Genomic DNA, 20579 nt, shown 5'->3' on the forward strand with positions numbered 1-20579 from the left:
CATTCACGCGCTGCGCGTAAAATGACGCGGCCAGAACGGCCGCTCCCCCGGCGCCGATGCACCCACGCCGATGAGCGCTGACACCCCCAACATCCGTTTTTCCGACCTTGCCCTGCCCGAGCCGCTGATGCGGGCGCTGGCCGACGTCGGCTACGAATCCCCCTCGCCGATCCAGGCCGCCACCATCCCGCCGCTGCTGCAGGGCCGCGACGTGCTCGGCCAGGCCCAGACAGGCACCGGCAAGACCGCCGCCTTCGCCCTGCCCATCCTGGCGCAGCTGGATGCCAGCGCGCGCAAGCCCCAGGCGCTGGTGCTGGCCCCGACCCGCGAGCTGGCCATCCAGGTCGCCGAGGCATTCCAGACCTATTCAAAGCACCTGCCCGGCTTCCAGGTGCTGCCGGTCTACGGCGGCCAGGGCTACGGCCAGCAGCTGTCGGCGCTGCGCCGCGGCGTGCAGGTGGTGGTCGGCACTCCCGGGCGGGTGATCGACCACCTCGAACGCGGCACCCTGGATCTGTCCGAACTGCGCTGCCTGGTGCTGGACGAGGCCGACGAGATGCTGCGCATGGGCTTCATCGACGACGTCGAGACGGTGCTGAAGAAGACCCCGGAAACGCGCCAGGTCGCCCTGTTCTCGGCCACCATGCCGGCCCAGATCAAGCGCATCGCCCAGACCTACCTGAAGGATCCGGTGGAGGTGTCGATCAAGGCCACCACCACCACCGCCACCAGCATCCGCCAGCGCTACTGGATGGTCAGCGGCGTGCACAAGCTCGACGCGCTCACCCGGATCCTGGAGGCCGAACCCTTCGACGCCATGATCGTGTTCGCCCGCACCAAGCTGGGTACCGAGGAGCTGGCCGACAAGCTCGCCGCCCGCGGGCTGGCCGCGGCCGCGATCAACGGCGACCTGGAGCAGAAGCAGCGCGAGCGCATCATCGCCCAGCTCAAGGACGGCCGCATCGACGTGCTGGTGGCCACCGACGTGGCCGCGCGCGGGCTGGACGTGGAGCGGATCAGCCACGTGCTCAACTACGACATCCCCTACGACACCGAAAGCTACGTGCACCGGATTGGCCGCACCGGCCGCGCTGGCCGCAGCGGCGAGGCGATCCTGTTCGTCACCCCGCGCGAGCGCGGCATGCTGCGCGCGATCGAGCGCGCCACCCGCCAGCCCATCGAGCAGATGGAGCTGCCCAGCGTGGAGGCGGTGAACGAGCGCCGGGTGGCGAAGTTCATGGAACGCATCGGTAGCGGCCTGCAGGCGGACGACCTGGGCCAGTACCGCGAGCTGGTGGAGCGCTACGAAAGCGAGCACGACGTGCCGGCGATCGAGATCGCCGCCGCCCTGGCCAGGCAGCTGCAGGGCGATACCCCGCTGCTGCTGGAGCCGCCCAAGGAGCGCCCGAAGCCCGCGCGCTTCGAACGCCCGGAGCAGGCGGATCGGCCGGCGCGCAGGCCGCGGCCCGCGCAGGAAGTCGGCACCCGCCCGCCCGAAGTCGGCATGGAGACCTTCCGCATCGAGGCCGGCCACGCGCACGGCGTGCAGCCGGGCAACATCGTCGGCGCGATCGCCAACGAGGCCGACCTGGAGAGCCGCTACATCGGCCGCATCGACATCCGCGACGACTACAGCCTGGTGGATCTGCCCGAAGGCATGCCGCGCGAGATCCTCGAACACCTCAAGAAGGTGCGCGTGGGCGGCCAGCAGCTGCGCATGCGCCGCGCCGATCCGTCCGATACCGCCGCCGCGCTCCGCGGCAAGCGGCCGTTCCAGCGCAAGCCGCACCGCGGCAAGCCCGCGCATCCGCGCAAGCCGGTGGGCAAGCCCAGGGGCTGAACGGCCCGCCCGCATGGAAACGCGGCTTGCGCGCGAGACCGCGCGACCGTCCTAGCGGAGCTCATCCCCGGACACCGGCGCCGCGTCCTCTTCCCCGCTCCAGCGCTCCGGCTGGCCGACCGGCTCCTCCACCGGCTCCGGCCATTCCGGCAGTTCGGCCGACTGCGACTGCAGCCGCTCCACCACGCCGTCCACCACCCGCTCGCCGATCCCGTCGGCGACGGCCGCGGGCGTGAGCACCTCTTCAATCCGCCGGCCGCCGAAATCGGGGCCGAACACGTACACCAGGTCCGACAGCGTCGGCCAGCCCAGCATCGGTGCCAGGAACCAGTACGCCCCCACCAGCACCAGCAGCCACATCAGCAGCCGGAGCGCTGCGCCGAGCACCACGAAGGCCAGGTACGCACCCAGCACCACCAGCACCAGCCCGATCCAGTTCGCTTCCATGTCCGCAATTGTAGGCGGCGCCGGCACGTTGGCCGGCGCCGCGCGGGATCACTCGTGGTTTTCGCGCACCCAGCGGTCGAACAGGCGCACGCCGAAGGCGGTGGCGCCGGCCGGCGAGGTCGGCTTGCCGCCGCTCTCGATCCAGGCCATGCCGGCGATGTCCAGGTGCGCCCACGGCCGATCCTTGTCGATCCACTCGCCCAGGAAGTGGGCGGCGGTGCCGGCACCGGGGCTGCCGCCGCCGTTGCGCAGGTCGGCGATCGGCGAGCTCAGGCCCTTGCCGTAGGTCGGATGCAGCGGCAGCCGCCACAGCAGGTCGCCCGAGCTTTCACCGGCGGCCAGCAGCTGCCCGGCCAGCGCGTCGTCGCGGCTGAACAGGCCCGCGTAATCACCGCCCAGCGCGCCCACCACGGAACCGGTCAGGGTGGCGATGTCGATCACCACGGCCGGATCATGCCGATCCTGCGCGTACCACAGGCCGTCCACCAGAACCATGCGGCCCTCGGCGTCGGTGCTCATGATCTCGATGGTCTTGCCCGAAGCGCTGCGAACGACGTCGCCCGGGCGCGAGGCCGTGCCCGAAGGCATGTTCTCGGCCAGCGCGGCGACGGCGACGGCGTTGACCGGGGCACGGCGGCCGGCCAGCGCCTTGATCGCGCCGGTGACCACGGCGGCGCCGGTCATGTCGTACTTCATCCGCCACATCCCGCTGCCACCCTTGATCGAGATGCCGCCGGTATCGAAGGTGATGCCCTTGCCGACGAAGGCCAGCGGCTTGTCGCCGGCGGCGCCGCCGTCATAGCGCACCACCATCATCCGCGGCGGGCGCTGGCTGCCCTGGCCCACGGCCAGGATGCTGCCCATGCCCAGGCGCTCCATCGCGGCCACGTCCAGCACCTCGATGCTCACGTTCGGCAGCCCGGCCAGGGCCTCGCGTGCGCGCTCGACGAACACTTCCGGCCACACCACGTTGCCCGGCTCGGTCACCAGGTCGCGCGAGAACGACACCGCCTCGGCCACCGGCTGCCACTGCGACTCATAGTGCGTCGCGGCGCCCGCGCCCGCCTGGGTGCGGATCACCAGGTCGCCCTGCCCGGCGCGCGGCGACTCATCGTCGTCGCCGCCGCGGCTGCGGTACTTGTCGAAGCGGTAGCCCCCCAGCGCCGCGCCGAAGGCGATGTGCGAGGCCGCATCCGCCTCGTCGCCGCGCCACAGCACCTCGATGCGCGGCGCCGAGCTGCGCGCGGCGTGCTGGCCGATCAGGCCGCCGAAGTCCTCCATCACGCGGACGGTCACCTCGTCCTTGCCCACGCCCAGCAGCAGCACGCGGTCGAAGCCGGCCAGGCCCGGCAGATCCAGGCGACTCTCGGCGCGGCCCTTGAACTCGGCCGCCGCCACGGCGCGCGACAGCGCTCCATCGGTGGCCGCATCCAGGTCGGCAAACGCGCCGCTGGCAACGTTGCCCTCGCGCACCGGGATCACCACCGTGCCCGACTCGGGCAGCGCGTAGGCGTCAAAGCTGATCTGGCGCTGGGCCGCGGCGGGCAGCGCCACGCACACCATCAGGAAGGCGGCTGAAAACAGGGAAGCAAGGCGACGTCGGGACATGGAAACTCCGGCAGGCGTGGACAAGGACGGCCGCACGGATCACATGCCCGAGGCCGTCCAGAGGGTGAAACGCGAACATGAAACCTTATAACAGTGGGCCCGGCCCGGGCCGTGCCGATGGTCATGCCCGGCCGGGATCAGCGCCAGAGCAGGTAGCCGGGCAGCGCCATCAGCGCCAGCAGCAGGATGATCCCCAGCACCCGGATCAACACCCATCCCGGGCGCTCGCGCAGCAGCGAGCCGAAGGTCTCGGCGGTGCCGTCGCGCCGGGCCGCATCGTGCTCGGCGCGCATCTTCCACACCCGGCCTTCCTGGTAGTCGGCCATCAGCCGCTTGGCCTCCGGGAAGTCGGAATCGTGCTTGACCCAGATCGCGCCGAGCGAGATGCCGAACAGCCCGGGCTGGGTCTCGTACCAGGCGATCCGGTGGGTGTCGAGGAACGCGCGCACGTCGTCGGCCTCGTCGTCGGGCACGTTCCTCAGGTTGAGCAGCATCTTCGCCATCAGGAATCCGCGTCGGCCTCCGGCAGCCGGTAGTCGATTTCATAAGGCGGCGCATCGCCGCCGGGGCCGTCGAGGTAGTGCTCCATCCACCGCATCAGCCGCAGCGAGTAGTCCCAGCGCGAGGCGGCGCGGGCATTGCCGTGGCCTTCGCCCGGGTACAGCACCAGCCGCACCGGCGCCTGGCCGGCCAGCTTGAGGTAGCGGTACATCATGTAGGACTGGCCCACCGGCACCCGCGGATCGTCCTCGCCGTGGAGGATGAGCGTGGGCGTGCGCGACTTCGCGGCGTGGGTAACCGGGCTGGCCTGGCGGAACATCTCCGGGTTCTCCCACGGCCAGGTGCCCATGTGCACCAGGTACTGCTCCCACGGGATGTCGCCGCTGGTGACCAGGCTGGCCTGGTCGGAAATGCCCACGAACATCACCGAGGCGGCGAAGCGCTCGCTGTACCAGGTCGCGCCCCAGGCGCTGGCGTAGCCGCCGTACGACCCGCCGGTGATCCCCACCCGGTCGCGATCCACCAGCCCGATGTCGATGAGGTGGTCGACGCCGTCCACCAGGTCGTCGAACTGCTCCATGCCCGGACGCCCGCGATCAAGCTTGGAGAACGCCACCCCGCGGCCGGTGCTGGCCCGGTAGTTGGGGAAAAAGCTCGCAAATCCACGCGCGGCGGCGGGCTGGGCCGGCTGCGAATAGCCGGTCAGCCAGCCGTTGGAATAATGCGACTCCGGCCCGCCGTGCACCACCAGGATCAGCGGCACCCGTTCGCTGCCACTGCGCTCGAGCGGATGCACCAGCAGTCCTTCCAGCTCCAGCCCGTCGCGGGCGGTGTAGCGCACCACCTCCTGCCGGGCCAGGCGCACGTCGGCCAGCCACGGGTTGGAATCGGTCAGCCGCCGCGCCTGCTCCTGGCCTGCCGCCAGGTGGAACACTTCGGCCGGATGCTCCGGCGACTGGCCCACCAGGGCCAGCTCACCGTTGGCCGCCGCGGTGATCGAGTTCCAGACCGGGCCCTCGGCCGCCAGCACGGTGCGGTCGCCGCTGCCGTCGGGAGCGATCGCACCCAGCCGCGTCTGCACGCCCTCGTGGCTCACGTACAGCAGGGTGCCGGCGTCCTGCCAGGCCACGCTCCACACGTGCCCCTCCAGTCCCGGCAGCAGGTCGCGCTGCTCGCCGCCGCTGCTGCCGACCACGGTCAGGCGGCCCTCGCGCGGATCGTTCTCGTCGGCGGCGGAAATGATCGCCAGGTGGGCGCCGTCCGGGCTCCAGGCCAGCTGGCCGAGCTTGCCGGGGTTGTCCACCCGGCCCAGCTCTCGGCCCTGCAGGTCGACGATGCGCACCCGCGCGAACACCAGGGTGTCGTCGGTCAGCTGGCGCGGCGTGACCACCAGCGCCAGGCGGTCGCCGGCCGGGCTCCAGTGCACCGACTGCACGCTGCCTTCCAGTTCGACCCGGCGCGGCTCGCCCTCCGGATCCGACAGGTCTGCAATCCACAGGCCGACCGGCCGCCAGTCCTCCTCGTAGACCTTCTGGCTGAAGCCCTTGTCGCGCAGCGCCTTCAGTTCGGCACCGGCCTGTTCCTGCGACAGCAGCGCCGCCTGGCGGCCGTCGGGCGACAGGCTGAACCCGGACACGCTGGTCTCCAGCCCGGCCACGCGCTGGGCCTCGCCGCCGTGCAGCGGAATCCGGTACAGCCCGGTGGTGGCCTTGCCGTCGCGGCGGGACAGGAAGGCGATGTTGCGGCCGTCCGGGAACCATTCGATGGCCCCGACGGTGGTCTCCCCGGTGACGAATCCGCGGCTGTTGCCGGCGCGATCGACCACGTGCAGCTCGGTATGCGCACGGCCGTCCGCGTCCACCCCCGGGCGCCTGGGCACCGCCAGCACGTAGGCGATTTCACCCCCGCCCGGGCTCACCGCGGCGCGGGCGACCGTTCGGGTCTGGGCCACCTGCTCCAGGGTCATGCCCCCGCGCGCCTGCGCTGCGCCCAGCAGCGGAATGAACGCGATTGCCAGCAACAACAGACGCCAACGCCCCATGGTGTTCCCTCCATCCGGAATCCCGGCACTTTGCCACAGCCACCCGGCCCGGGCGAGGTTGCGCATCGCCCGGCGGGCGTCTAGCCTGAAAAGGTTCCATGTCTCTTCGCGCCGTGTCTGCTTCCGGCGTCATCCCCTCCTTCCATCCATCAATCCATCCAAGGAGATGCTCCATGGAGATCGCCGCCAATCGCGTCGCCAGCTTCAACTACACCCTCACCGATGACGACGGACAGGTCATCGACCGCTCGCCGCCGGATCAGCCGCTCAGCTACCTGCACGGCGTGGGCAACATCGTCCCGGGCCTGGAGCGCGCGCTCGAGGGCAAGAGCGCCGGGGACTCGCTGAAGGTCGACGTCGCGCCCGAAGAAGGCTACGGCCAGCGCAACGACGCCCTGATCCAGACGGTGCCGCGCAACGCCTTCCAGGGCGTGGAAAAGGTTGAACCCGGCATGCAGTTCCGCGCCCAGAGCCAGGGCGGCGCGATGCTGGTGACCGTGGTCGAGGTTGGCGAGGAGCAGGTGAAGATCGACGGCAACCATCCGCTGGCCGGCCGCAACCTGCACTTCGCGGTCGAAGTGACGGACGTGCGCGAAGCCTCCGACGAAGAAAAGCAGAACGGCCAGCCTGCCTGAGGAGTGACCACCGGCCCCTTGCAGGAGCGCGCATGGCGCGCTCCTACATCCGGGCCAGCGTTCGCTGGAGGTTGTCCCGGGCGCGGGCGTCATAGCGCTGGTGGAACAGCTCGCTGAGGAAGATCCACGGGCGTTCCAGCAGCGATCGCAGGAAGCGCCGGCGATTGCGCCGGAACAGCCAGCCCGGCACGTGCACCCGGTACTCCTGGGCAATGGCGCGGTCATAGGCATCGAAGGCCGCCGCGTCCGCGCCCAGGATCGCCATGTCGCAGTCCAGGAAATGGCGGGTGTCATCGGCATCCGGGCCATCGCCGAAGTCGTCCGGGGCGTGCTGCCCATGGCGCGCGGTCAGCTCGATCAGCCCGGCCACCCTGGCCGCATCAACGCCTGCCTCGGGCAGCCAGCGCCCGGCCTGCTCCACCGCAAGCTTCGCCGAACGCAGCTCATTGTCGCGTCGGCCCGCTTCGTAGATCGCATCGTGGTACAGCACCGCAAGCCAGGCCTCCACCGGGCGCGCCCAGCCGGGGCCGGCCGCCACGTCGGCGTAGTGCCGCAGCACTTCCTGCACGTGGCTCCAGTCGTGGTACGCCCGCGGCGGCGCGCGATAAGCCTGGCGCAGCGCCTCCAGCTGCCCCGGCGGCAGCGCAAGCGGCCCGTCCAGGGCTGGGCCATCGCCGGCCGCCATCACGCCGCCTGCCCCGGCCGCACCACCAGCACCGCGCCCACCGCCACCAGCACCGCGCCCAGCACCCGCCACGCATCCGCCGGCCGCACCTGGCCGAGCACCCCGAAGTGGTCGAACAGCAGCGAGCCGATCATCTGTCCGGCCACCACCAGGCAGATCATCCCGGCCGCTCCCAGCTTCGGCACCAGCAGCGTCGCGCACAGCACGTACAGGGCGCCGATCAGCCCGCCTGCCCACACCCACGCGGGCTGGGTGGCCAGCGTCCGCATGTCCGGCAGCGGCGTGCGCGTGGCCAGCAGCGCCAGCGCCAGCATCGCCGTGCCCACCGCGAACGAGACAAAGGACGCGAACAGCGCGCCGGTGGTGTCCTGCGCCAGGCGGGCATTGATCAGCGCCTGCAGCGGCAGCAGGACGCCGACCGCCGCCGCCGCGGCGATGCCACCAATCAACCATCCGTTCATGCACGACTCCATGGGGAACCGCCCCGGAGTCTAATCCCCACCGGCCCGCGGGCCGGTGACGGCGCCGCGGTCAGGACTGCAGGGCCTGTGCGCCCTGCCCCTTGTCGGAATTGTCGCGCCCCGGCACCACCGCCAGGTGGGCCACCTCCTCGGGCCGGTATCCGCACACCTGGTTGCGCCCGCCGCGCTTGGCCCGGTACAGCGCCCGGTCGGCGTGTGACAGCAGCCGGTTGAACTCGAAGCCCGACAGGCCGGTATCGGTGACCCCGAAGCTGGCGCTGACCCGCATCCGGAAACCGCTGCCGCTGGAGTCGATGGCTTCCAGCCGCGCCCGCGCATCCTCGGCCAGGCGGATGCCGTCGCGCAGCGAGAGCCCGGGCAGCAGGATCGCGAACTCCTCCCCGCCCAGCCTGCCGAACGAATCCACCGGCCGGCACAGCGGGCCACACACCAGCGCAACCTGCTTGAGCGCCCAGTCACCGGCCGCATGGCCGAAGCGGTCGTTGACCTGCTTGAAGTGATCCAGGTCGAACATCACCAGCGCCACCGGCTCATCGTCGCGCAGGCACCGGGCCAGCGAGCGGTGCGCGGCCTCGGAAAAATGGTGGCGGTTGCTGATGCCGGTAAGCATGTCCACCTCGGTCATCCGCCGCAGGCGCATCTGGATCCGCTTGGTGCGGTAGGCCCAGGCCGCAATCGTGGCCAGCGCCAAGGCCAGCAGCAGGATCAGCAGGCCACGGTTCTGCGAGCGCTGCTCGCTCACCCGCTTCTGCAGGTCGAGCACGGTGTTGCGCTCGTTGAGCAGTTCGATCTGCTGGGCCTGCTGCCGCGCCTCGTGGCGGACGATCCTGTAGGCCATCTCCCGGGCCCTGACCTCCTGCAGGTAGGCCCCGTCGGCGTCCGCGTACCTGCGGTACATCGCCAGGGCAGCCTCGTGGTCGCCCTGCTGCAGGGCGGCTTCATACAGGGTGCGGAACGCGACCACCAGCGACAGGGTGTTGGTCAGCGAGGTGACGTGTTCGATGGCCCTGCCGGCGTGGTGCTCGGCCGCCGCGATATCGCCCTGTTTCATGCGGTACTCGGCGAGCATCGAATGGTATTCGCCGATCAGCAGCGGATAGGCGGCGTCCTCGACCCTCGGCAGGTAGGCCTCCAGGACTTCGATCGCCCCGCCCGTTTCGCCCGCAGCGTGCAGGTTGCGTGCGAGGTAGGAATTCGCGAAGCCGGCCAGGATGGTTTCCGACTCCGCCTCGCAGCTGGAAATCGCGTCACGTATCCGCGCGTCCTCCACGCGCTGGCCCTCGCCCAGCCGCGCTTCCAGCACCAGGTTGCGGGCAAGGCACAGGTTGCGGCCGGAGGAGCCTTCGGACAGCACCCGCTGCGCGCTGCGCATGCCCAGGTCGAACTCGCCGACCTGGTTGTAGAGGATTCCCGCGGCCAGCAGGCCCTGGTGGCGGGCGGCCACGTCCTCGACCCCGTCGCTGGCGGGCAGCAGCGATTCGAGCACCCTCAGGCCTTCCTCGAAGCGGCGGTTGATGGCAAAGGTGTTCGCCTGCAGCGCGCCGACCCGGTAGCGGGTCACCGGATCGTCGACCGTCGCGGACAGCTCCTCCAGGATCAGGATCGCGCCATCGGCGTCACCGCGCATCAGCGCGCGGTACGCATGCAGCAGCCGCAGCCGCTCGCGCTGGGGGTCGGTGGCCTGGGCCGCCAGGCCGTCGAGGCGGTCGAGCAGGCGGTTGAAGCCGTGCAGGTCGGAGGTGCGGATCCCGTCGGCCTGCTGCAGCATCGCCTCGATCGACGGGTTGGCGGACACGCCGGGGCTGGCCCAGCACAGCGCCAGCAGAATCCATATCGACGTGCGGAAACGGTTCATGTCAGTGCATCCGGTTTCCGAAGCCGCCCAGGTCAGTCCGGGGAGTCCGGGGCTTCCCGCCGCTCGGGATCTGGGTCCGTGTCGCCCCGGTCCTCGCGCTCCCCGTCCGGGGCCTCCTGCGGCCGTTCGGACTCGTCGCCGTCCGGCGTCGCGACCATGCAGAACCATGGTGCGGTACCCCCGGACAGCGCGTTCAGCGCCCCGACGTCGCGCTCCAGCAGCGCCCGCCTCGCAGCCCCTTCGGCGACCTCCGCGTCCAGCAGCGCGGCATATGCGTTGCTGCCGACCGCCACGTCCTGCCCCAGCCTTTCCAGAAAACGGATTGCGTCCTGCATGTGAGCCCCTTTTTCAGATTCCGGCCACGGCCGGGGTGGTTTCCTCGATGTCCAGCCGCGCGACCCTGGCCAGCATGTCCTCGTCGCGTTCTAGCGCCCGGGCAGGCGGCACCACCAGGGTGGTGTGCATGCCCAGGGTGGCTTCCGGCAGCCGATCCAGCCGCATCCGCTCGATCCTGGGCGCGGCGATCGGCAGGGTGGCCGCTTCGTACAGGATGACTTCGTGCCCGGCCGGATAGTCCTCGACCAGCCGTTCCACCAGCAGCTGCCGGTAACCCGATCCCGTACTTGTACGTCGAAGCGAGCGGTCACCGGCCACGCCGACCTGCCACAGCACCAGGCAGGCGGACGGATCGATCCGCCTGCGATAGAACATGAACTGGCTGGCTTCGTAGTGCTGGCAGCCATGCCGGCCCGGATCGATCCCCAGATCCGCGTACAGGCAGTCCTCGGCCGACACGCCGGGCTCCATATGCGCTTCGAACCCCTCTGCGCGCGCCTGCGCGATCGCGCGGTGCGGTACCTGTGCGAACACCCCGGGATGGCCGTAGAAGGCGCCGCAGACCCTGCGACCGGCCCGTACTTCGGCGAGCATCGCCGCGATCATCGCGCGGTAGGTGTCCTCGCGGGGCTTTCCCTCTGCATACAGGGGCTGCAGGCTGCGCACGTCCGGGTGCATCTGCCGCACCCACAGGTCGGCGACGGGATCGGAGGCGGCGGAGAACACCACGTCGGCCTGCTCGATATGGCTGCGCGCACGCGGGCCCAGCTGGGCGCCGAGCAGCATGCCCAACCCCACGCACGCTAGGCTTCCCTTCTCGCCTGCCATGGCCCCAACTCCCCCGCGGAGAACCCCAATCTATCCCGGTCTGGCGACGGTTGCAAAATTCACCGTTGCGTGCCCCGGCCGGCCCGATCCAGATACCAGTGCGACATCCCCTGCTCCGCCGGCCCGGCAATGAACCCCAGCTTGGCCATGACCCGCGCCCCGGCGGCGTGTCCCGGCGCGTGCCGGGTATGCAGGCGCTGCAGGCTGGAACCGGCTGCAGTAGCCCCTTCCCCGCCGAGGGCATGCGCCACCAGCGCACCCACCGCCTCGGTTGCGTAGCCGCTGCCCCGGGCCCACGCCGGCATCATCATGCCGAACTCGGCCGACTCCCGGCCGCGGTCGAACATCAGCGCCAGCAGGCCGGCTTCACGGCCGGAGTCGCGCACGCACGCGACCCAGTACCACGCCCGGGGCGGCGCCTGGCCCATCTGCCGCTGCACCGCCTCGAAGCCGCGCCCGGCCGCCTGCGGCGACAGCGGCGCCCCCACGTGGCGCATGACGTCCGCATCGGTGTACAGCTCGACGTAGAGCGCCCTGTCGCCGTCAGCCAGCGGCCGCAGTTGCAGCCGATCGGTGCGGAACCGGACAGGCAGGCCGGGAACGACCTCGTCCCCGGTACCCGCCCGACCGGTCGCCTGGTTCACGCGGTGATGCGCTCCAGCCGCAGCGACGGGCTCTCGGTGCAGTGCAGCTGGAAGGTGCGGCCAACCGCGGCGATGGTGATGTCACGCACGTTGTTGACGATGCGCTTGCCACCCGCTGCCGCCGGGTCGGCGGGATGGATGCGCCAGCTGAACTGCGACAGCAGCTTGCCGAGGTTGCGCGCGTCGCCACGGGCCTCGGCTGCCGCCTGATCCAGCAGATCCACAATGTGTTCGGGGCGCACCCGGTTCCAGGCGCAGACCTCGCGCGTGTCCCGGCTCGCCAGGCCCACCGCGATGCTGTCGCAGTTGGCAATCGTCTGTTCTCTGTCCAATCCGTAGAAATCCATGCTGTTCTCCTTTGCTTCCTGGTTGCCACCGGGCGGCGTCATGCCACCCTGTATTGAAAACTTCCGCTGTCGTCCACGGACACGTCGATCCGCTCGATCCTGCCGCCTTCGGCCATGCTGCCCAGCACGCTGCCGGCAATCTCGGGCAGCAGCGTACCATTGAGGATGTGGTCGACGTTGCGCGCGCCCGAGTCGACCTCGGTGCAGCGCGCCAGCACCGCCTCCACCAGCCCGTCGCTCCAGCCAAAGCCCGCCTTGTGGTTGGCCTGCACCCGGTCGCGGATACGGCCCAGCTTGAGCTCGATGATGCTGGCCAGCACGTCGTCGCTGATCGGGTAGTACGGCACCACCTTCAGGCGGCCGAGGAAGGCCGGCTTGAAGTGCTTCATCAGCACCGGCCGCAGCGCTTCGCCCAGCGCCTCGGCATCGGGGATCTCCTCGGCGGGCCTGTTGAGGCAGGCCTGCATGATCTGCGGCGAGCCGACGTTGGAAGTGAGGATGATCAGGGTGTTGCGAAAGTCGATCTCGCGCCCTTCGGCGTCATCCATCACGCCCTTGTCGAACACCTGGAAGAACATCTCCAGCACGTCCGGATGGGCCTTCTCCACCTCGTCCAGCAGCAGCACGCTGTAGGGATTGCGGCGCACCGCCTCGGTCAGCACCCCGCCCTCGCCGTAGCCGACGTAGCCCGGCGGCGAGCCCTTGAGGCCGGAGACGCTGTGCGCTTCCTGGTATTCGCTCATGTTGATGGTGACCAGCTTGCGCTCGCCGCCGTAGAGGATGTCGGCCAGCGCCAGCGCGGTCTCGGTCTTGCCCACGCCCGAGGGGCCGACGAACATGAACACGCCGCGCGGCTTGTCCGGATCCTCCAGCCTGGCCGTTGCCGTGCGCACGCGCTGGGCGATCGCCTCCAGCGCGTGATCCTGGCCGATCACCCGCTCGGCGAGCAGCCCGGCCAGGTTGCGCACGGTGCGGATCTCGTCCTTGACCATGCGCCCCAGCGGGATGCCCGTCCACGCCGAAACAATCCCCGCGACCACCGTGCCGTCCACCTGCAGCGGCACCATCGGGGCCTCGCCCTGCAGCTCGCGCAGTTCCGCCAGCAGGCGGTCAAGCTCGGCGTGGCTGCTGCTGGCGTCGCCCTTCGCGGCGGATTCCATCTGCTCGCGCAGCGCGCCAATCCGCCCGGCCAGCGCGTTCTCGCTGGTCAGGCGCTCTTCGCTGTCCGCCAGCACCCCGCGGGCCTGCTTGCGCAGGGCGCGCAGCTCTTCCAGCTTTTCCCCGTGCCCGCGCTCGCCACCGGCCGCCTCGCGCTCCAGCGCGGCGATTTCCACCTCCAGCCGCTCCAGGTGCCGGCGGGTGTCCTCGATCACCGCCGGCGTGGCGCTCTGGCCCAGCGCGACCTTGGCACAGGCCGTATCCAGCACGCCCACCGCCTTGTCCGGCAACTGGCGGCCGCTGATGTAGCGGTGCGAAAGCCGCACCGCCTCGGTGATCGCCTCGTCCAGCACCCGGATGCCGAAGTGCTCCTCCATCAGCGGCACCATGCCGCGCAGCATCGCCGCGGCCAGCTCCTCGCTCGGCTCCTCCACCTTGACCACCTGGAAGCGCCGCGCCAGCGCGGCGTCCTTTTCGAAGTACTTCTTGTATTCGGCCCAGGTGGTGGCGGCGATGGTGCGCAGCTCGCCGCGCGCCAGCGCCGGCTTGAGCAGGTTGGCGGCGTCGTTCTGCCCGGCCGAACCGCCCGCGCCGATCATGGTGTGGGCCTCGTCGATGAACAGGATGATCGGATGCGGGCTCTTCCTGACCTCGTCGATCACGTTCTTGAGCCGGTTCTCGAACTCGCCCTTCACGCTGGCCCCGGCCTGCAGCAGGCCCATGTCCAGCACGTGCAGCTCGACGCCCTGCAACACCTGCGGCACGTCGCCCTCGGCGATGCGGCGGGCCAGGCCCTCCACCACCGCGGTCTTGCCCACGCCGGCCTCGCCGGTGAGGATCGGGTTGTTCTGGCGCCGCCGCAGCAGGATGTCGACCAGCTGGCGGATCTCGGCGTCGCGGCCGATCACCGGATCGATGTGGCCGTCGCGGGCGCGCTGGGTGAGGTTGGTGGTGAACTGATCCAGCGCCGGCGTCTTCGACAGCCCGCCTTCGCCCGGCAGCGCCTCGCCTTCGCCCGCCGGTGCCTGGGCATCGGCGAAGTCGACCGCCTGGGCCGCTTCCTGCGAGCCCTCGGTCAGGCCGGCGAAGTCGTGCTTGAGCTCCTCCTTGCGGATGCGTGCGAACTGCCTGGAGCCGCGTTCGGCCAGCTGCGCCAGCTCCGGCTGGGTCAGCAGCGCCAGCAGCAGGTGGCCGCTGCGGATGCGGGTGGTGCCGGCGTCCAGCGAGGCCAGCAGCCAGGCGTGCTCGAACAGCGCCGGCAGGTGCTGGGAGAACACCGGGGTGCGGGTATTGCCGGTGCGGAAACGGTCGATCTCGGCCGACAGGTCCTGCTCCAGCGTGCCCGGGGCGATGCCGCTGCGACGCACCACCAGCGCCAGGTCGCTGCGCGGCTGCTCCATCAGCGCCAGGAACAGGTGCTCCAGATCCACCTCCCAGTTGCCGCGCGCCATGCACAGGCTGGCGGCGCGCTCGGCCGCCTGGCGGCAGGTGTCGTTGAGTTTGCCGATCAGAGTCTTGAGATTGATGGCCATGTCTGGCGTGCTGCTCCCTGTGGTTACTGCAAGGTATGGATTCCGTAGCCCGCGTCCGAGCGGGCCGTGGCCGAAGGCCGTGTCGATACATAGCTGTCCCAGCCCAGCCGCGCGCCGTGGCCCGCGCCGATGCCGGCGCCGCGCACGTCCTCGGCCTTGAGCACCAGCCGCACCTCGTACTCCAGGCACGATCCGGTCAGCAGGGTCAGCCACCGCCTCAGCGCCTCGGCCGCGCCGCCGCCGGGTAGGAAATCGTCGAAGTGCCCGCGATCCAGCGGGCCGATCAGCAGCCGCATCCGCAGGTCGCGCTGCCACACCCGGTCACCGGCCAGCGCCGTGCTGCCCAGGCCGGCGTTGGCCACGCCCAGCCGCGTGGCCTGGTGCCCCGGCACCCGGTACCAGGCCCCGACGAACTGCTCCACCGTCACCTCGACCCGAAAGTACTCCGACAGCACCTGCTGCAGCAGCCGCGCCGAGACCGGCCGCTGGCGTACCGCGCCCGCGTAATGGGCGATGGCCTGGTCGAACACCGCGCCCTCGCCCTCGGCCAGGCGGTCGCGCAGCCCCTCCATGCCCACGCCGGTCAGCGACAGCATCAGCGGCAGGAAGCGCTCGCGCCGATCCAGCTCGTACTGCATCGCCAGCCGGTACTTCTTCCAGGCCGCGTAATGCAGGGCCACCGCGCGGTTGGTAAAGATGTCCAGGAACGCGCGCGCGGCGCGGTCGCGGTGCCAGGTCTCACGCACGTGCAGGAACTCGGTGTAGTGCGTGGGCAGCGCGCCCACCGTGCCCAGCAGCCCCATGAACGCGGGCGTGACCGTCACCTGGCCGATCTGCCCGTCAAGCGCCGCCTGCTCGATGGCTTCGGGCGAATCCAGCGCCTGGCCATCGGCGTCCGTGGCCCGCGCATCCTCGAGTTCGGCCGCCGGAAACGCCAGCGACAGCGTGTTGCGGAAGCGCACCCGCCGCGCGATCGCGTCCCGGCCGCCGTCCCCCTGCCTCGCGGCCATCTGCTCCAGCAGCCGCATCGCCTGGAAGAATCCGAAGCGGTGCGGCTGGGCCAGCAGCTGCTGGATCAGGCCAGGGTCGATTCGCCGCTTCGCGGGTCGCATTGGACCAGCACCTCCCCGTTGTGGCTGGAAACAAGCACCAGCCGGGTGAAACTGTTGGCGTGCACGTACAGGCCGAAGAACCGATCCATGACCTGCGCGAACGCGGCCACCCCGGTGCCCACGAACGCCGCCTCGTCGATGCTCATGCGGATCTCGATCCCGCGCACCACCGAGCCGAAGTGCGCGCCCGACAGCCACGCCGTGGTCGGGCTGTGCTCCATGCCCACGATGCCGTCGATCTGCTGGCCGGACACGCTGCTGGAAGACAGGTCGTACAGCCGCAGCATCTCCTTGAGCGCCGGCAGCCCAGCCTGGGTCAGCGACAGGTGGTTGAGCGACAGGTGCGAGACCAGCCGCCAGTGCGCCGCGCGCCCGCGCGCGAAGCGCCGTGACGGCGTGGGCTTGCGCAGCAGCGCGATGCTGCGCGCCGGGCTGCCGCCTTCCATCACCAGGTCGCCGCCCGGCACGCCGTACGCCAGCTGCGCCGGCAGGTCGCGGTTGCTGCAGGTCAGCTCCACCCCGACCACGTCCGTCCGCGGCGTGACCGGGTTGAAATCCAGATCCACGAACGACAGCTCGGTCTCGTAGCCGGGACTCTGCCTGGCCACCAGCTCGTCGCGGCGCGAGAGCCAGTAGTGCCCGCTGCGGTCGGGATCCTCGCCGTGGTGCAGCGAATAGAACGGGCGGAACTCCTGCACCTGCTCGCCCTGCGGCGTCTGCCGGATGCGCCGTACCGAATCGATCGAATGCACCTCGTAGGCGAAGGCGCGGCGGGCGTCGGCCACCACCGGATAGGTGGCGGTGCGGTGGGTCACGCGGATGGGCTCCCCGTGGCGCGCGAACAGGTTGACCACCGGCGTGCAGCCCAGAAGCACGTTGTCGCGCCCCAGCCCTTCCAGCAGCCGGCCCGCCGACTCGTCCGCGCGGGTGCCGCGAAGCACCAGGTGAACGGTGAACCTGCGGCTGGCCCCGGCCACCACCGGCGCCAGCCGCAGGTCGAAGAAGCCGAACTTCTCCGGAAACGCGAACAGCTCGGTCAGCAGCCGATAGGCCGGGTGCGAGCGCGCCGGGAAATCCACCAGCGACTCGTCTTCGGCAAACCCCACCGGTGCCAGCGGCACCTCGGGCAGCGCCCGCCAGCGGCCGTCGCCATCGGACTCGACCCAGGCGCCCATGACCTGCAGCGCCAGCGCGTCGCGCAGGGCGGCGCAGAACGAGGGCTCGCCGTTGACGAACAGCCGCAGCGCATCGACCCCCAGGCCGGCAAAGGACACCTGGTCGGATAGCAGCTCGAATTCCAGCGAGATCCGCCCGCCCGCGCCCGGCGGCAGCGAAGTCGCCATCGGCGCGTCGGCAACGGCGCGGTATTCGGCCCAGGACAGCGCCAGCGGCAGCAGGTCGACGTCATAGGCGGTGCGGAACCGGCAGTTCACGCCCTTCACCGCGCGCGTCTGCAGCTGGGTGCCGCGCGCCACGCGCACCGGCGCGCTGAGCTTGACCGCGGCCGCGCCCATGTCGAAGCGGGCGATGGAGCACGAAGGGAACGGCCGCAGGTAGTGCGGGTACATCACCTCCAGCAGCGCATCGGTGAACTCGGGGTAGTCGTCCTCCAGCTTCTTGGACACCCGCGCGCTGAGCAGGGCGAACGACTCGATCAGCCGCTCCACGTGCGGATCCTGGCTGCCATCGGCCGACACCAGCAGCCGTCCCGCGATCTTGGGGTACTTCTCGGCGAACTCGCGCCCGTAGCGGCGCAGGAAGGCGAGCTCGCGTTCGTAGTGCGGGAGCAGATCCTGCATCGTGCTCAGGCCGCCTGCCGGCGCATGCGGCTGACCGAGTACTGCAGCGTGGTCGGCTGCAGCAGCGCATCGAAGCTGACCGGCTCGCGCGCCGGCTGCAGGTCCAGCAGCGCGTGGATGGTGAAGTGCAGCCCGCCGCCCAGGCGGCCGTCGGAGTCCAGGCGCACCTGCACGCCGGTCAGGCGCGGCTCGTGGCGGCCGATCGCCTGCTCCAGCGAACGGCAGATTTCCGCGCGGTCGTACGCGCTGGCCAGGCTCATCGAGGAGAAGTCGCACAGCCCGTAGGTCATCAGCGACTGCCGGCAGTTGGGGAACTCGTCCAGGTCTTCGCCGGAGAAGGCCGAGCGGCTGTTGAGCAGGCCCTCCAGGTCGCGGGCCACGGACTCCTTGTACTGCTCGACCGACAGCGCCCGCGACAGGCCGCCCGTGCCGGCCTTGTCGGGGGCGTCGTCGAGGAGCTTTTCGATCAGGCTCGGTTCGAATCCCTTCATGTACCGCGCTTGCCAGGGTTGCAGGTGGCCGGTGCAAGGCCGCGCGTTCCGTGCGCACGCCGCCAGCCGCCGGGAAATGCGGTGGCGCCGGGGCGCCACCGCAAGGTGGATCAGGTCAAGTAGTTGGGAACGTTCTTGGTGTTGCTCCACTGGGCCACGGTCTTGCCGCCCACGCCGCCCTCCGGCTTCTGCTGGTTGTACGTCCAGCGGATGGCGCCGAAGCTGAGCTGCACCACTTCCTGCGGCATGCCCTCGTCATCCACCGAGGTGGTGACGCGATGGACGAGCACGTTGAGCAGTTCGATGGCGTAGTAGTTGATGGCATTGCCGTCCTTGTCGGCGCGCATGAACTCGATGCGGGCCTTGGGGAAGGTGGTGCCATTGGCCGCCGCCTGGTTGAGCGCGGTGGTGGCCAGGTCGATCGACTTCACGATCTCCACCGGCGACATGTTGACCCGCGCGGCCGTCTGGCCACCCGAGGTCGACGCGGTCGCCGAGCGCGGCTGCAGGAGATCCTGCGAGAACGACTTGATCTCGATCCAGTCCTTGTGCTTGTCGTCGCGCGACTCGCCCTTGATGGTATCGATGCTGAGGAATGCGTGCTGCATGATCTGGTTTTCCTTTTGTTCCGTTCTTCCGTGAGATTGATGCGGCCGGATCTTCCGCCCGGCCGCGGCTTGCCACCGTCCATGCGGACGGCCGCGTCACTGCAACTGCGGGGTCTCCGCCCCTTGACGCTTCAAAGCGCTACGACTTCTTGGCACCGGCCGGCAGTTCGGCCACCAGCCGCAGCGAAACAGACAGCTCATCGAGCTGGAAATGCGGCCTGACAAAGGCCACCGCGCGGTAGACGCCGGGCTTGCCCGGCACTTCCGAAACCTGGATGGAGGCCTCGCGCAGCGGGTACTGCGCCTTGGCCTCCTGGGTCGCGTTGTCGTCCAGCAGGACGTACTGGGCGATCCAGCGGTTGAGGAACTCCTCCACGTTGCCCGCCGAAGCGAAGCTGCCGATCTTTTCGCGCATCATCGCCTTGAGGTAATGCGCGATCCGCGACACCGCGAAGATGTACTGCAGCTGGGTGGAGAGGATGGCGTTGGCGTTGGCCGCGTCGGAGTCGTACTTTTTGGCCTTCTGCGCCGACTGGGCGCCGAAGAACGCCGCGTAGTCGGTGTTCTTGCAGTGCACCAGCGGGATGAAGCCCAGGTCGCTGAGCTCCTTCTCGCGGCGGTCGGTGATCGCGATCTCGGTGGGGCACTTGAGCGCGACCTCGCCGTCGTCGGTGCGGAAGGTGTGGGTGGGCAGGTCTTCGACCAGGCCGCCGCCCTCCACGCCGCGGATGGCCGCGCACCAGCCGTAGTCCTCGAACGCGCGGGTCAGGCGCGCGCCCATGGCGTAGGCGGTGTTGCACCACAGGTAGCGGTTGTGGTCGCTGGCCTCCACCTCCTCCACGAAGTTGAAGCCCTCCACCGTGGTGCCGTCCTTGGGGTTGTACGGCAGCCGGCCCAGGAAGCGCGGCATGGTCAGGCCCACGTAGCGGCTGTCCTCGCCGTCGCGGAACGACTTCCACTTGGCGTACTCGACGGTGTCGAACACCTTGGCCAGGTCACGCGGCTTGCCCAGGTCGGCGTAGCTCTCCAGGCCGAACATGTCCTCCGACGCCGCGCTGATGAACGGCGCGTGCGAGGCCGCAGCCACGTGCGACATCTGCTCGACGAAGTACATGTCCTCGGGCTGGCGGCCGATGTAGTAGTCGCCGATCAGCGCCCCGAACGGCGACCCGCCGAAGGTGCCGAACTCCTCCTCGTAGACCTTCTTGAACAGCGCGCTCTGGTCGAAATCGATGGCCGACTTGAAGTCGCGCACCAGATCCTTCTTCGGCGCGTTGAGCACCTTGACCTTGAGCATGGTGCCGGTGGAGGTCTGCTGGCACAGGTAGTGCAGGCCGCGCCAGCTGCTCTCCAGCTGCTGGAACTCGGGCGCGTGCATGATGGCGCTCAGCTGCTCGGAGATGATCCGGTCCAGCTCGGCCACGCGCGCGTCCAGGGTCAGGTTGAGGTTGTCCGACACGACCACCGTGCCGTCCAGCACCTCCCTGGCCAGCTCGGAAATGATGTCCTTCGCGCGCGCGTGCTCGGCGTCGGAGCGGGCAACCTTGCTCTGCTCCACGATCTGGTCGAGCAGGCCGGCCTCGGCGACGGCGGCGGATTCGGTGGCGGTGGTGGCTTGTGCGGACATGAT

At 70.1% G+C, this 20579-nt stretch carries 19 protein-coding genes; 2 read left to right on the forward strand and 17 right to left on the reverse strand.

The genetic code is table 11. The features are described from left to right. The first annotated feature begins 70 nt into the window (after positions 1-70). Positions 71-1840 carry a DEAD/DEAH box helicase gene (locus tag ACOZ90_RS01870; RefSeq protein WP_422891919.1) on the forward strand — a complete coding sequence of 590 codons (1770 nt, stop codon included), beginning with the start codon at positions 71-73 and terminating at the stop codon, positions 1838-1840. Between the two features lie 51 nt (positions 1841-1891). On the opposite strand, the gene ACOZ90_RS01875 is transcribed toward ACOZ90_RS01870, so the two are convergent. From ACOZ90_RS01875 to ACOZ90_RS01890, 4 genes are all read right to left on the reverse strand, one after another. Beyond that, positions 1892-2287, reverse strand: coding sequence for a hypothetical protein (locus ACOZ90_RS01875; protein ID WP_422891920.1), 396 nt, complete (start codon positions 2285-2287; stop codon positions 1892-1894). A 48-nt stretch (positions 2288-2335) separates the two neighbouring features. Continuing rightward, complete coding sequence (locus tag ACOZ90_RS01880) at positions 2336-3895, reverse strand: leucyl aminopeptidase (RefSeq protein WP_422891921.1); 1560 nt, start codon at positions 3893-3895, stop codon at positions 2336-2338. Between the two features lie 137 nt (positions 3896-4032). Beyond that, a complete protein-coding gene (locus ACOZ90_RS01885) occupies positions 4033-4398 on the reverse strand; it encodes a DUF6164 family protein (RefSeq protein ID WP_422891922.1) in 366 nt (121 codons plus the stop codon). After that, positions 4398-6437, reverse strand: a complete 2040-nt coding sequence (locus tag ACOZ90_RS01890; RefSeq protein WP_422891923.1) for a S9 family peptidase — start codon at positions 6435-6437, stop codon at positions 4398-4400. The genes ACOZ90_RS01885 and ACOZ90_RS01890 overlap by 1 nt, the downstream gene beginning before the upstream one ends. A 173-nt stretch (positions 6438-6610) precedes the next feature. Between ACOZ90_RS01890 and ACOZ90_RS01895 the strand changes: the two genes are divergently transcribed. After that, positions 6611-7072 carry an FKBP-type peptidyl-prolyl cis-trans isomerase gene (locus ACOZ90_RS01895; protein ID WP_422891924.1) on the forward strand — a complete coding sequence of 154 codons (462 nt, stop codon included), beginning with the start codon at positions 6611-6613 and terminating at the stop codon, positions 7070-7072. A 43-nt stretch (positions 7073-7115) separates the two neighbouring features. Here ACOZ90_RS01895 and ACOZ90_RS01900 read toward each other — a convergent pair whose 3' ends face one another. From ACOZ90_RS01900 to tssC, 13 genes are all read right to left on the reverse strand, one after another. Next, entirely contained in the window at positions 7116-7757 is a 642-nt protein-coding gene (locus ACOZ90_RS01900) for an HD domain-containing protein (protein WP_422891925.1), read from the reverse strand. Then, positions 7757-8218 (reverse strand): DMT family transporter, encoded by a 462-nt coding sequence (locus ACOZ90_RS01905; RefSeq protein WP_422891926.1) that lies wholly within the window; start codon positions 8216-8218, stop codon positions 7757-7759. The genes ACOZ90_RS01900 and ACOZ90_RS01905 overlap by 1 nt, the downstream gene beginning before the upstream one ends. Positions 8219-8288: 70 nt before the next feature. Next, positions 8289-10094: a GGDEF domain-containing protein gene (locus ACOZ90_RS01910; protein ID WP_422891927.1), complete on the reverse strand. Its 1806-nt coding sequence runs from the start codon at positions 10092-10094 to the stop codon at positions 8289-8291. A 32-nt stretch (positions 10095-10126) separates the two neighbouring features. Next, the gene (locus tag ACOZ90_RS01915) at positions 10127-10429 is read right to left on the reverse strand and encodes a hypothetical protein (RefSeq protein WP_422891928.1); all 303 of its coding nucleotides are present in this window, start codon (positions 10427-10429) and stop codon (positions 10127-10129) included. 13 nt (positions 10430-10442) lie between these two features. After that, positions 10443-11258 (reverse strand): SAM-dependent methyltransferase, encoded by an 816-nt coding sequence (locus tag ACOZ90_RS01920; RefSeq protein WP_422891929.1) that lies wholly within the window; start codon positions 11256-11258, stop codon positions 10443-10445. A gap of 59 nt (positions 11259-11317) precedes the next feature. After that, on the reverse strand, positions 11318-11902 hold the full coding sequence (locus tag ACOZ90_RS01925) for a GNAT family N-acetyltransferase (RefSeq protein ID WP_422891930.1): 585 nt from the start codon (positions 11900-11902) through the stop codon (positions 11318-11320). Then, positions 11899-12249, reverse strand: coding sequence for a hypothetical protein (locus ACOZ90_RS01930; protein ID WP_422891931.1), 351 nt, complete (start codon positions 12247-12249; stop codon positions 11899-11901). Before ACOZ90_RS01930 ends, ACOZ90_RS01925 begins: the two co-directional genes overlap by 4 nt. Positions 12250-12287: 38 nt before the next feature. Then, positions 12288-14939 carry a type VI secretion system ATPase TssH gene (tssH, locus tag ACOZ90_RS01935; RefSeq protein WP_422891932.1) on the reverse strand — a complete coding sequence of 884 codons (2652 nt, stop codon included), beginning with the start codon at positions 14937-14939 and terminating at the stop codon, positions 12288-12290. A 23-nt stretch (positions 14940-14962) separates the two neighbouring features. Next, a complete protein-coding gene (tssG, locus tag ACOZ90_RS01940) occupies positions 14963-16051 on the reverse strand; it encodes a type VI secretion system baseplate subunit TssG (protein ID WP_422891933.1) in 1089 nt (362 codons plus the stop codon). After that, positions 16015-17850, reverse strand: a complete 1836-nt coding sequence (gene tssF, locus ACOZ90_RS01945) for a type VI secretion system baseplate subunit TssF (protein ID WP_422891934.1) — start codon at positions 17848-17850, stop codon at positions 16015-16017. Before tssF ends, tssG begins: the two co-directional genes overlap by 37 nt. 5 nt (positions 17851-17855) lie before the next feature. Then, complete coding sequence (gene tssE / locus ACOZ90_RS01950) at positions 17856-18341, reverse strand: type VI secretion system baseplate subunit TssE (RefSeq protein WP_422891935.1); 486 nt, start codon at positions 18339-18341, stop codon at positions 17856-17858. A 110-nt stretch (positions 18342-18451) separates the two neighbouring features. Then, positions 18452-18949 carry an Hcp family type VI secretion system effector gene (locus ACOZ90_RS01955; RefSeq protein WP_422891936.1) on the reverse strand — a complete coding sequence of 166 codons (498 nt, stop codon included), beginning with the start codon at positions 18947-18949 and terminating at the stop codon, positions 18452-18454. 139 nt (positions 18950-19088) lie between these two features. Then, positions 19089-20576: a type VI secretion system contractile sheath large subunit gene (gene tssC, locus ACOZ90_RS01960; protein ID WP_422891937.1), complete on the reverse strand. Its 1488-nt coding sequence runs from the start codon at positions 20574-20576 to the stop codon at positions 19089-19091. Between the last annotated feature and the right edge of the window lie 3 nt (positions 20577-20579).

The organism is Luteimonas dalianensis, from assembly GCF_049339425.1.
GTDB lineage: Bacteria > Pseudomonadota > Gammaproteobacteria > Xanthomonadales > Xanthomonadaceae > Luteimonas > Luteimonas dalianensis.